This window comes from Muribaculum sp., assembly GCF_029051885.1.
Taxonomy (GTDB): Bacteria; Bacteroidota; Bacteroidia; order Bacteroidales; family Muribaculaceae; genus Muribaculum.
Genome location: NZ_JAIDKI010000043.1, coordinates 1 through 12,405 on the forward strand (window position 1 = coordinate 1; position 12,405 = coordinate 12,405).

General features: G+C 49.7%; 9 protein-coding genes. 4 read left to right on the forward strand and 5 right to left on the reverse strand.

The features are described 5' to 3' along the window. Positions 1-529: sugar transferase (locus K2I50_RS01960; RefSeq protein WP_301024571.1), on the forward strand; the 529-nt coding region annotated here is incomplete at its 5' end. 32 nt (positions 530-561) lie between these two features. Then, positions 562-2,367 (forward strand): chloride channel protein, encoded by a 1,806-nt coding sequence (locus tag K2I50_RS01965; protein ID WP_301024572.1) that lies wholly within the window; start codon positions 562-564, stop codon positions 2,365-2,367. A 164-nt stretch (positions 2,368-2,531) separates the two neighbouring features. On the opposite strand, the gene K2I50_RS01970 is transcribed toward K2I50_RS01965, so the two are convergent. From K2I50_RS01970 to K2I50_RS01985, 4 genes are all read right to left on the reverse strand, one after another. Next, entirely contained in the window at positions 2,532-2,858 is a 327-nt protein-coding gene (locus tag K2I50_RS01970; RefSeq protein ID WP_301024573.1) for a hypothetical protein, read from the reverse strand. A gap of 95 nt (positions 2,859-2,953) precedes the next feature. Further along, positions 2,954-4,330: an MATE family efflux transporter gene (locus tag K2I50_RS01975; protein ID WP_301024574.1), complete on the reverse strand. Its 1,377-nt coding sequence runs from the start codon at positions 4,328-4,330 to the stop codon at positions 2,954-2,956. A 66-nt stretch (positions 4,331-4,396) separates the two neighbouring features. Then, positions 4,397-4,933, reverse strand: a complete 537-nt coding sequence (locus K2I50_RS01980; RefSeq protein WP_301024575.1) for a low molecular weight protein-tyrosine-phosphatase — start codon at positions 4,931-4,933, stop codon at positions 4,397-4,399. A gap of 135 nt (positions 4,934-5,068) precedes the next feature. Further along, positions 5,069-5,476 carry a DUF4332 domain-containing protein gene (locus tag K2I50_RS01985; protein WP_301024576.1) on the reverse strand — a complete coding sequence of 136 codons (408 nt, stop codon included), beginning with the start codon at positions 5,474-5,476 and terminating at the stop codon, positions 5,069-5,071. A gap of 80 nt (positions 5,477-5,556) precedes the next feature. Here K2I50_RS01985 and ypfJ point away from each other — a divergent pair, with 80 nt between their 5' ends. Further along, the gene (gene ypfJ, locus K2I50_RS01990) at positions 5,557-6,432 is read left to right on the forward strand and encodes a KPN_02809 family neutral zinc metallopeptidase (RefSeq protein ID WP_301024577.1); all 876 of its coding nucleotides are present in this window, start codon (positions 5,557-5,559) and stop codon (positions 6,430-6,432) included. Between the two features lie 19 nt (positions 6,433-6,451). Here the strand turns inward: ypfJ and K2I50_RS01995 are convergent, their stop codons facing one another. Then, complete coding sequence (locus K2I50_RS01995; RefSeq protein ID WP_301024578.1) at positions 6,452-7,852, reverse strand: alanine/glycine:cation symporter family protein; 1,401 nt, start codon at positions 7,850-7,852, stop codon at positions 6,452-6,454. 203 nt (positions 7,853-8,055) lie between these two features. Here K2I50_RS01995 and K2I50_RS02000 point away from each other — a divergent pair, with 203 nt between their 5' ends. Next, a complete protein-coding gene (locus tag K2I50_RS02000) occupies positions 8,056-12,273 on the forward strand; it encodes a choice-of-anchor J domain-containing protein (protein WP_301024579.1) in 4,218 nt (1,405 codons plus the stop codon). Positions 12,274-12,405: the final 132 nt, after the last annotated feature.

A 12,405-nucleotide genomic window follows, 5' to 3' on the forward strand; every position in this document is an offset into this window, starting at 1 on the left:
GTTGGTCTCGGCTCCGGTAATTCTGGCGTTTGGACTGGCAATACGTCGCGACTCGCCCGGACCTGCCATATTCTCGCAGGAGCGTATAGGAAAAAACAAGAAACCATTTACGATATACAAACTCCGGTCGATGAGGGTCGATGCCGAGACCGACGGACCCGAACTTAGTGCTCCCGACGACCGACGTGTGACCCGGATTGGACACTTCATACGGAAATACCGCATCGACGAGCTGCCTCAGTTCTGGAATGTAGTGCGCGGAGACATGTCGCTTGTGGGGCCGCGACCTGAACGTGCATATTATGTAGAGAAAATCATGGAGCGTGCGCCATATTATACATTGCTCCAGCAGGTGCGTCCGGGTCTGACATCGCTCGGTATGGTAAAATATGGCTATGCCGGCGATATCGACGCTATGTTGCAGCGTCTGCGCTATGATCTGATGTACCTCGAGAACATATCGTTTTCCACTGACTTTAAAATAATGATATATACCATACGCACGGTTATCACCGGGAAAGGTGTATGATATATATACAGTAAATATAATTGTAACTACAGATGAATCCAGTATTACATAACATATCGACCACAGGCAACGCATGGTTTTACCGTATGCTCATGTGGCGCGAGAAGCATATAAAGGAAAAAAATTTCGTGCTTTTTCTTGCGCTGATAGTGGGTATTGTGTGCGGATTTGCCGCTTTGGCTTTCAAGTGGCTTATACATTATATATCGTCATCGCTTCTGCTTAACATTGATATTACCGGAGGCAACTACCTGTATCTCGTATATCCTCTTATCGGCATTCTGATAGTAAGCTGCTACGTGAGGTATGTGGTGCGCGACGACATATCCCATGGTGTCACCAAAGTGCTTTTTGCCATATCGCAGAATAAAAGCCGTCTGAAGCCCCACAACTGTTATACATCGGTTGTGGCTGCGTCGATTACTATAGGCTTCGGCGGTTCGGTAGGATCGGAGGGACCGATTGTATATACCGGCTCGGCCATAGGCTCTACACTCGGACAGATGTTCAGGCTGTCGCCTCGCCTTCTGATGATTCTGGTAGGGTGTGGTGCGGCCGCAGGTGTGGCAGGTATCTTCAAGGCGCCTCTGTCGGGCGCACTCTTTACCCTGGAGGTGCTGATGCTTGACCTTACTACAGTTTCGGTAATGCCGCTGCTTATCTCGTCGGTGTCGGCAGCCTCGGTGGCATATATATTTACCGGCTACGACGTGCAGTTCTTTTTTACCCAGAGTGAGAACTTCCTTACAGTGCGCATACCGTTTGCCATACTTCTTGGTATAGTATGTGGATTTGCTTCGCTATACTTCATCCGTGTTATGGCCATGATGGAGGGATTCTATGGAAAAATCAAGAATCCATGGATGCGTGCGGCCATCGGAGGCAGTATTCTTGCGGTGCTTATCTTCATCTTCCCCCCGCTATATGGTGAGGGATACGATGTGATTACATCCATGATCAACGGCGATACGGCATCTGTGGCCGACGGCTCTATATTCTATGCCGACCGAAATGTAGTGTGGATCATAGGCCTCTATATTGCCGGCCTTTGTCTGGCCAAAGCGTTTGCCACTTCGTCGACCAACGGTGCCGGCGGAGTAGGCGGCACATTCGCTCCGTCGCTCTACATGGGATGCATGACCGGATTTTTCTTTGCCTACTTCTTAAATAATATAGGACTTGGGTTTGACCTTTCGGTAAAAAACTTCGCACTGATGGGCATGGCCGGTGTGATGTCGGGAGTGATGCATGCTCCCCTTATGGCTATATTCCTTACCGCGGAGCTTACGGGTGGGTATGACCTTTTCTTGCCATTGCTCATTGTCAGCACAATATCCTACGGTACAATCAAGATTTTCGAACCATATAGTATATATGCCATACGTCTGGCCAAGCGTGGGGAACTCCTTACCCACCATAAGGATAAGTCGGTACTCCGTCTGCTTAAAGTCAACAACGTAATTGAAAATGACTTCAAACCGGTAAGCCCGGAGATGAATCTCAAGCAGATGGTCGATGTGATATCGCAGTCATCGCGCAATCTTTTCCCGGTGCTTGATGGCGAGGGAAGGCTGATGGGTATCGTGTTGCTCGACGATATACGCAATATCATGTTCCGTCCGGATTTGTATAAGAAGATGTATGTCAGCAAGTTTATGACTACTCCACCGGCTACGATACAGGTTGGCGACACAATGGAGAGCGTAATGAAGACATTCGACCGCACGTCGGCATGGAATCTGCCTGTCGTTGAAGATGGCAGATACATAGGCTTTGTATCTAAGTCGAAGATATTCAACTCATACCGACGTGTGCTTCGCCACTATAGCGAAGATTAGCAGGATAATATTATAGCATGTTTTAACAGCTGTCTTTTAGGAATTTTACAATTGTAAATGCCGGCAGCTTACTTACTGAAAATGCACATGATGAGCCATCCAAAAGCGCGCATCATGTGCATTTTTATTTACAAAACGAAAAGGATTGTTACATCGAAGCTATGTCAGTTGTCGAGTTTATCTGCCAGATTTTCTGCTCCTGCGGCACCCTTGTGCAGAATGTCGGCGGCAAATCCCTTTACTTTGTCAAGGATGTCGGATCCCTTTTCCTTGACATCATCAAGTTTGTCAGCGGCGGCGTCCTTGATATCGCCAAGTTTATCAGCGGCGGCGTCCTTGATGTTGCCGAGTTTATCCGCGGCAGATTCTTTTGCTGCCGATGCGGCTTCTGTTACTGCGGTCTTTGCTTCGCATGCGCTTTCGCGGGCCTCAGCCATACTTACAGCGGCAGCGGCCTGTGCGTCGGCCATTTTTTTGTCGGTAGTGTTCATATAGATACGTTTTTAGAGTGATATGATACAGGCGGAAAAGTAGTAGACGGGAATGCCTGCATCGACAATAAAAACGTCTGACACACAATCTTTGTTTATCCTTTGGGTTGGAGCGCATGCCGGCGGTGCATGCGTCGCAGTTGCCATATCACCATTGCGAGGGTCACTACCGTAGCGAATGCATCGGATGTGGGAAACGAAGCCCACACCCCGTTAAGACCCATGGCTTTGGGGAGAGTTACCAACAGCGGTATCAGGAATATCACTTGCCTTATGAGACTGAGAAATATCGACTTGCCCGCCATTCCGATAGACTGGAACAATGTGGTGGATACTATCTGAAACCCTACTGCCCAGAATGCGAGCATTGAAATCTCAAGGCCGTTGACTGTGACTGCGATAAGCTCGGGATTGTCGGTAAATGCCAGTGCAATCCACTCGGGGGTGGCGAGTCCCAGGAAGCATCCCACAGTGGTTACAGCTGTGGCAATAGTTACCGACATCCAGAACGCGCGTTTCATTCGGTCGATATGTCCTGCACCATAGTTGTAGCCGAGAATCGGCTGTACGCCCTGACACAGTCCCACGACTACCATACACAGCAGCGATGTGAATGTCGAGAATATGCCTGCGGCCCCTACGGCAAGGTCACCTCCAAGCTCTACCAGTGTGCGGTTTATCAGTATGTTTATTGCACACGATGCGGCGTTGATGATACTTGGTGCGGCGCCGATGCCTATGATGCCTATGATGATGCGCCATTTCAGGCGGTATATGCCGTGCCTGAAATGCACTGTCGATTTTTTATTGAAAAAGTGGGCCAGCACGAATACCATCCCAACAGTCATGGATATGTCGGTGGCTATTGCTGCTCCCTTTATGCCCATGTCGAGCACAAATATGAATATAGGAGCGAGCACAACATTGCATCCCGCGCCTATAAACATGGTTATCATCGCCTGTTTCGGATATCCGGTAGCCCTCATCACATTGTTGAGCGAATACATGACGTTCATTACCAGCATTCCCGGAAGTAGGTATGCCATGAAGTCGTGAGCATAGGGGAGTGTGACATCCGATGCTCCGAACAGTCTCAATATATCATCCAGAAATATGGCAAAAAGCGTAAGGTATACAATCGCGTTGACAAGGATTAGGACCGTAGAGTTGCCCAACACCTCCTCAGCACCGCGCCTGTCGCGCTGTCCAAGCATTATTGACACCCTTGCCGCAGCACCGGCCCCGATGAGCACGCCTATTGCTGCGCTTATGTTCATTACCGGAAAAGTGATGGCGAGTCCGGCAATTGCTTCCGCACCCACACCACGGCCTATGAATATCCGGTCGATTACATTGTACAGCGACATAACCACCATGCCCACGATTGCGGGCATACTGTATTCCCAGAGCAGACGCCCGATAGGGCGTGTCGATAAATCGGATATGGATTTTTGTTCCTGACTGTCGGTCATTCAGAATTATTGGTAAGCAAAAGATTTTGTATGTGATATATGGTGAGGAGATGTATGGCATTCGAGTCAGTGTTGTCCCTGCACCGACGGATCAAGCAGCCTGAACATATTGCGGCAACCGTCCTCAAGCAGGTCAAGCACAAGCTCGAAGCCCTCGGAGCCCTCATAGTAAGGGTCGGGAACATGATCGTAGCGTGTAGCCATACCAACAAACGAAATCATAGGGATGATTTTTTCAAGGTCTTCGGTTGTGCGTGCCATATCGCGCAGATTGCGTTCGTTTGAACTGTCCATAGCCACGATAATATCGAAATCGTCGAAGTCGGCCGTGGAGAAACGACGGGCACGGTGTGTGAGTTCATATCCGCGACGGCGAGCGTGTATGCGCATGCGGTGGTCGGGGAGCTGCCCGGCATGTCCGCCGTAGGTGCCGGCAGAGTCAATCATCCAGTCATTTTCGGCTCCGTTTTCTTCAACAATAGCACGCAACACGCCTTCGCCGGCAGGCGAACGGCATATATTGCCGAGGCATACAAACAATACTTTCACGGGACGTATGCCGTCTATGCGGCTGCGTAGTGCATCAAGCCTATCCTTATTCATTATTATATCGTAATTACTCTGCAAAGGTACTAATTTTTCTGTAAACCGACGTAGTTACAGCATAAAGCCGTGTACCGGTTAATGTCCCGATACACGGCTAATATCTAATTGCTTATAACCGGTTGTGTCAGCGTGTCAGTAGCTTACAATCGGCTCAAGTTCTTTTGCCTGGTCAATCATACGTTGTATTTCGGCTACAGAGGGCACACGGTTGCACAGATTCTTTTCATCGTTGATAGCCACGAGTTTGGGCCCAAGATTTTCGGCGACACGATGGCGCAGTTCCTTTACAGTGTCGACACCTGCGGCTTCAAGCAGTTCGGCAAACTGGCCTGCCACTCCTTTTATGCGGAACAGATCGGCGTGGTTGGTCCATTTAAGTATCAGTTTGCCGCTGATACCTGTTGCCTCGGCCACTTTCTCACGGCCGCTTCGGGTGGCACATCTGGCGAGCAAATCTTCCGTAGTGCTGATGCCCGCTTCCCTTAGTCTGGCGGCATAAGATTCGCCTATGCCTTCCACTTGTTCAATCTTGTATGCCATGATTAAAAAAATTATTAGTGTAATAATAAAACAAACCGGTATGATATTCAGTTTAAACAAGAAAGGTATAATCATACATTATGAGACTTGACGGACGACGGCAGAGCAGCAATATCAGCGATAGGCGCGGACGCTCTACAGGACGTACCCTCGGAATCGGGGGTGGTATAGTGGGTGCTATCATAGTTGCCATAATCACACTTATGCGTGGTGGCGGCATAGGTGATGTGGTTTCCAATGTAATAAACCAAGGGCAGGGGTCATACTCTTACGCAAGCCAGGAGTATACTCCCGATGCCGAAGACCAGCGTCTTGCCGAGCTGGCTTCGAAGGTGCTTGCCGGCACTGAAGATGTATGGACTCAGGAATTCCGCCGTCAGGGGTGGGGCGAATATGTATGCCCCAAGATGGTGCTGTACTCAGGTTCGGTACAGTCGGGATGTGGCAATGCGACATCGCAGGTAGGCCCTTTCTATTGTTCGGCTGACCAGACTGTGTATATCGACCTTGATTTCTTCAAGCAGATGGAGCAATCAATAGGAGCAAGCGGTGATTTCGCCTATGCTTATGTGATAGCCCATGAAGTGGGGCATCATGTGCAGTATCTGCTCGGTACTCTCGATGAGGCCCATTCGGCTATGTCACGCCTTCCTGAGAGTGAGGCTAATAAAATCAGTGTGCGCCTTGAGTTACAGGCCGATTATTATGCGGGAGTGTGGGGAAATCTTGACAACAAGATGTTTTCCTCCATCGAGGAGGGTGATGTCGAGAATGCCGTCAATGCGGCTTCTAAAATCGGTGATGATTATCTACAGCGCAAGGCTTATGGCTATGAACAGCCCGAGAGTTTCAATCACGGACGTTCGTCGCAGCGCGTACGATGGCTTTCAAGCGGCATTTCCTCCGGCGACCCGTTGCGGGGCGACACCTTCTCCCCTTCATACGATTCGCTGTGACATCATTGGCAGGCTGTGGCTACCAGCATTCGGTTTGGTCGGCAATCTCGCCAATAGTCTCTTTATGATATACGGGGTCTTTCCCCTGTCGGCGCTGACTGATATAGTCATCGAGACATAAGCGCGCATAACGTCCGAGCACGAGTATGGCGGCTATGTTGCACAGTGTCATTAGTCCCATGGTTATGTCGGCCAGCGTCCACACTATGTCAAGCGATATCACGGAGCCTACCATCACCAATGCCGCGCTTGAAAAGCGCAGTATGTAGCGACAACGCCGGCTACGGTGTATGAAATCGAGATTATTCTCTCCGTAATAATAATTGGCGATTATACTTGTGAAGCCGAAAAGCATTATGGCAACCGAAACAAATACGGTAGCGGCTATTCCCACCTCTTCGGAAAGGGCGGCCTGGGTAAGCTCGATACCTGTAAGACCGCTTTCAAACATACCGCTGCAAAGTATTATGAAGGCTGTGGCCGTGCACACAATCAGGGTGTCGACATACACGCCGAGAGTCTGTATAAGCCCTTGCTTTACCGGATGGCTTACAGTAGCGGTGGCAGCGGCGTTGGGGGTCGAGCCTTCACCCGCTTCATTGCTGAACAGTCCGCGTTTCACTCCCATTATCATTGCCATACCAAGTGAGCCTCCTACAGCCTGGTTGATACCGAATGCATTTTCAAATATCAGTTTCATCACATGCGGAAAATAATCGATGCGCACTACTATCACATATAGCGCGAGAGCTATGTAAAGCAGGGCCATTGCCGGGACTACTATCTCATTGATGCGGGCTATACGCTGTATGCCTCCGCATATTACCAGAAGTGTGAGGGCTGTAAGCACAATGCCTGTCCACATACGGCTCCATCCGAAACTGCTGTGTAGTGCGATTGCGATTGTGTTGCTTTGTACTGAACTGAATGCAAATGCAAAAGTGACTGTAATCAATATTGCAAATGTCGTGGCCCACCACCGTTTGCCTGTGCCTTTCTGTATGTAATATGCAGGGCCGCCGCAGAAGGAGTTTTTCCCTTTTTCCTTGAACAGCTGGGCAAGGGTTGACTCAACAAAGGCGTTGGCTGAGCTCAACAATGCCACAACCCACATCCAGAACACTGCTCCCGGGCCTCCTACGGCTATGGCTATGCCCACTCCGGCTATGTTGCCTGTGCCTACGCGGCTTGCCAGTGATACGGCGAATGCCTGGAATGAACTGATGCGCCGGTGGCCGATAGCAGCTCCCTTTGGATTTTGTCGGTTTGCGCCGGAGTTCAAAAGGAGCCTCACCATTTCTCCTGAGAGGCGAAACTGCACACCTTTAAGGCGTATTGTAAAATACAATCCTGCTCCAAGCAGGACTGCTATCAGCAGATAGCTCCAGAGAATATCATTAATTGTATTGATTATATCCATTTAGCAGTGAACAGGTATTTGCAGTTAGACTTCTATTCTATAGGTTATGTAACGTCAATAGATATGGTGGATGGTATATTGCTTATCTGTCTATTAAGAATATATAAGGTTATTTTCTGAAAAATAAGTAAAAATTGAATTTTTATCGATATATTTGCGAATATATATATTTTTACCAATCATTTTTCATAAAAACACCACGTATGACAAAGACGACTGCTCAATGGGCTTTTGCAACGATGATGCTCGTATCTCCAGCACTGGCCGATGCGGCTGAGTTGTGGGGAAATATTCTATCTTCCGCAACGTGGGACAATCCGCGCGACAACTACGGTGTGTATTCTTTTCAGACTGATGCCGAGAATTTTGAATTCCGACTACTGAAGCATAAGACTTCGATGAATGTAAACGGTGGCGGCACATATTTCGACGGCAGACACTACTGGATAAACTGGGAGTCTTATGGCATGGGCAATTGGTATGCCGATGATTATGCTGACGACTGGCGCAATGTCGACGGAAATTTTTTCTACGACGATACATCTGTGCCCTGGGATATCGCTTACAATCAGAAGGATGGTCTTGTATATGGTATTTTTGACGAAGGATCTAAGATTTCGACTCTTGACTTCGCCACAATGCAGACTACTCCGGTCACAACCATATATACAGGCTTTCCGGCAGTGGCGATAGCTGTGAGCAAGGATGGGGTGGTGTATTGGATTGACAGCAGGGGCACATGCAGTTTCTGGAACACCCAATATGGTTTCGGTTTTGCCCAGACGGCTGTGGATACCGGTGTAAGTGTGGCGTCAGAGCCTCAGAGCGCGGCTTTTGATGAAGATACAGGGTTACTTTACTGGGCTGCCAAAGCCGATGACGGCGCGACATCACTCTATTGCATAGATGTGGCAGGAAAGTCTTATCAGAAACTGGTGGATTTTCCCAACAACGAATATGTTGTGTCGCTCCGTGTCGTCAACGATGCAGCTGCATCAGGCGCACCTGCACGTGTTGTCGGTCTTACCGCAGAGTTTGCCGACGGCGAGCTTTCGGGGCATCTGTCGTTCACTCTTCCTGAAAAGACTGTCGGGGGCGATCTTCTAGATGGTAATGTAGACTATACTATCTCGGTCAATGGCAAAGAGCACTCTAAAGGTGTCGGCAAGCCTGGTGAGAGCATTTCGCTTGATATTACTCTCGTGGAGGGTATGGCCAATATATCGGTAGTTACAGCCAATGCCGAGGGTGTCGGACAGGAAGCCAAAACTGCTGTCTACGTGGGAAATGACAATCCGGAGGCTCCGTCCGATGTAGTGCTTACAGTGGCCGACGGCATCTTTAATCTTAAATGGGCTGCTCCGGGGCGGATAGGCTCGCACGGTGGATATGTCGACGCTGATGCTATTACCTATACCGTAGTACGCTACCCCGGCGAGGTGACTGTCGCTGAGGGGATTGCTGCTACCGAATTTACTGAAAAAGTGCCTGACGCTCCGTTGGCCACATACTATTATAATGTATATGCCTCGTCATCCGGCAAACAGAGCCAGCCGGGCCGGTCGGGTTCGCTAATCGCAGGCAATGCTTTGGAAGTGCCTTGGCTTGAGACGTTTGACACCCGTGATGGATTTTCCATGTTTGAGGTAATAGATGTCAATAAAGACTGGTCGACTTGGTTATGGATGTCGCAGGGATATGCAAAGTGTTCCAACAGCTATTATGCCGACAATGACGACTGGCTTGTCACCCCTCCTATTCATCTTAAGGCCGACCGTACTTACACGGTCAGCTTCATGACGAGCGTAGAGGAGGCCTATATGCCCCAGGCTCTGACAGTGTTGTGGGGAAGTGCCGATGGCAATCCGACAGAATATAACGATGTCATTATGCCGCTTACAGAGCTTGACAACGAGGAGTGGACACGTACGGAGGCCACTATACGGGCGTCGCGCGATGGTGATTACAAAATAGCTTTCCATTGCACAGCCTCCAGCGGCTTCTACTCTCTTTCGCTGAAAAATGTCGGTGTCGATGAAGGCGCGATGCTTTCGGCTCCGGGTATGTGTGGAGATATTGTTGCCACTCCCGGCAGCAACGCTGCTTCCGAGGCCCGAATTACGTTTGTCGCTCCGTCGGTGACGGTAGGCGGCGACGAGCTTGCTTCGATAAGCCGCATTGTAGTGAAGTCGGGCGACCGTATTGTCGCTACAGTCGACACTCCAACTCCAGGGGCTTCTTATTCAGTAGATGACAAGGAGCCTGTAGAGGGATTCAACACCTATACAATTGTGGCTTATGCCGGAGAACTTGTGGGTGCGCAGGCTTCGGTAAGATGCTATGTCGGCACTGACCTGCCCGCTCCGGTCAGTGGAATAGAGCTGCTCGACAATGGAGATGGGTCAGCTACCTTGCGTTGGGAGTCAGTGGCCACTGTAGGGGCAAATGGCGGATATGTCAACCCTGAGGATGTAACATATTCCGTATATACCTCTTCAAATGATATTGTTGAGTCAGGCATTAAGGAACTTTCCTACGAGATACCCTTTGTTGAGCAGACACCCGGGCCATCGTCTGTAATATATCGCATTACTGCGTCCAATTCCAAAGGAGAGAGTGCAAAGAACCGTTCGAGTGTAATGCTTCTCGGCCCGTCTGTGGAATTGCCGTTTGCCGATTCGTTTGCGGAAGGCACTCCTGTCCAGCACTGGTTTCTTGAGTCTCCCAACAGTCTTTATTCATTCCGAGCCACCACACTCATGTCGCAGGATGGCGATCTGGGAGCTAATTCCTGGCGGTCAGGTGGAGCGGGAGAAGAATCCTGGATAGCCTCAGCGAAGATTTCGGCCCGGGGTGCGGAAAATCCGGTGCTTACATTCTGGTACTATGCATATCCCGCCACACCTAACGGGTTGGGGGTGTATATGTCATGTGCCGGTAAGGAAATCAGACATCTCGCTACTGTGAATTATTCAGAACTTGAGGGTGAACCCGGATGGCGCAAGATGCAGATTCCACTGGATGGTGCCTCAGCCCTTGATTATATCAGCATACGTTTCAAAGGATTTGCAGGTGAAGAAAATGCTACGGTCGCTATCGACAACATCCTTGTAGCCGATATGCCCGGAAATGACTTCGGAGTGAAGATGACTGCTCCCGTACGAGGACGCCGTGGGCGCCCGGTATCAATTCCGGTTACTGTAGCCAACAACGGAAGTGCCGACAATGCGTCGTTTACACTGATAGTGACAGTCAACGGTACTGACATTTCGGAGATAAAAGGCACATTTGATTCCGGAGAGGAACGCACATATATCATTGACTATACACCCAATCTGGCCGATGGCGATAAGCTCATAGTTGTAGCCTCAGTCGCTTCTGAAGCCGATGAGGTGGCCGACAATGATGCGACACCCGAAGTCGAGATTGAGATTACTGATGCCGAGGGGCTTGCTGCTGTGACCGATCTTTCGGCTACACTCAGCGGTAGCGATGTAGTTCTGTCATGGAGTACTCCGGACAATATTACCGGAGGCACTGTCACAGAGTCGTTCGAGCATTGCGAGCCATGGGCTACAGCGGGTATTGGCGACTGGACAACAGTAGATGCCGACGGATTCCGTACATTCGGAATATACGATGTAGAGTGGCCCGGCAAGATGGAGCCTCATGCGTTTATCGTGTTTAATCCTTCGCTTGCTACCGGACTTGACGGCGATGAGGAGGAATTCATGCCACACTCCGGCAAGCAGTTCCTCGCTTGTTTCGGAGCCGACCCGGAAGAGCCTGCCAATGTCGGAGATGTGCGCAATGATGACTGGCTGATTTCACCGATGCTGTCGGGTGATGCTCAGACAATATCATTCTACGCCCAGAGTCTTGACCCTTATGGCTCGCCGGAGACATTCGAGGTGCTCGCTTCCGCCGGAGGCAGTTCTTTGTCTGATTTCGATACAGTAGTAGGGCGCCGTACCGCCAATCGTGCAGGGTGGACACTGTATACATTTGAATTGCCCGAAGGCACACAGTATTTCGCCATACATGTCATATCGGTCAACTGTTATGCACTCTTTGTCGATGACATCACTTATGAGGCTGCTTCGGCTGTCGTAGAGGGATATAATGTATATCGCGACGGCAAGTTGCTTGCATCGGTCGAAACTCCCGGTTATACAGATATTCAGTCCGGCGGCAGTCATGCATATTTCGTCGGTGTGCGTTATAACCGCGGTGAGTCAGGAGCATCCAATGAGGTGGTAATATCGTCGAGCGGAATATCTGATATATCGGCTGATATTAAGGAAGATGCCGATATCTTTACGCTTACAGGTATAAGGGTTGGCTATGGCTGCGCGGATCTTGAGCGACTCCCTGCCGGCATATATCTTATGGGCGGCCGGAAGGTTGCTGTCGTGCGCTGATTTATAGAGTATTATCTTTTTGCAATCTATGCCTCGGCAATTTTGCCGGGGCATAGATTTTTTTAGAGCTTGTTTAATAATAAATGTTGCCGCCCGGGTCGTATAGCTTGAGACGATTTTCGCCATGTGACG

Excerpts from the sequence above, each read along its gene's own strand:
- K2I50_RS01965 (WP_301024572.1), top strand. The coding sequence starts at position 562 with ATGAATCCAGTATTACATAACATATCGACCACAGGCAACGCATGGTTT.
- K2I50_RS01970 (WP_301024573.1), bottom strand. The coding sequence starts at position 2,858 with ATGAACACTACCGACAAAAAAATGGCCGACGCACAGGCCGCTGCCGCT.
- K2I50_RS01975 (WP_301024574.1), bottom strand. The coding sequence starts at position 4,330 with ATGACCGACAGTCAGGAACAAAAATCCATATCCGATTTATCGACACGC.
- K2I50_RS01980 (WP_301024575.1), bottom strand. The coding sequence starts at position 4,933 with ATGAATAAGGATAGGCTTGATGCACTACGCAGCCGCATAGACGGCATA.
- K2I50_RS01985 (WP_301024576.1), bottom strand. The coding sequence starts at position 5,476 with ATGGCATACAAGATTGAACAAGTGGAAGGCATAGGCGAATCTTATGCC.
- ypfJ (WP_301024577.1), top strand. The coding sequence starts at position 5,557 with ATGAGACTTGACGGACGACGGCAGAGCAGCAATATCAGCGATAGGCGC.
- K2I50_RS01995 (WP_301024578.1), bottom strand. The coding sequence starts at position 7,852 with ATGGATATAATCAATACAATTAATGATATTCTCTGGAGCTATCTGCTG.
- K2I50_RS02000 (WP_301024579.1), top strand. The coding sequence starts at position 8,056 with ATGACAAAGACGACTGCTCAATGGGCTTTTGCAACGATGATGCTCGTA.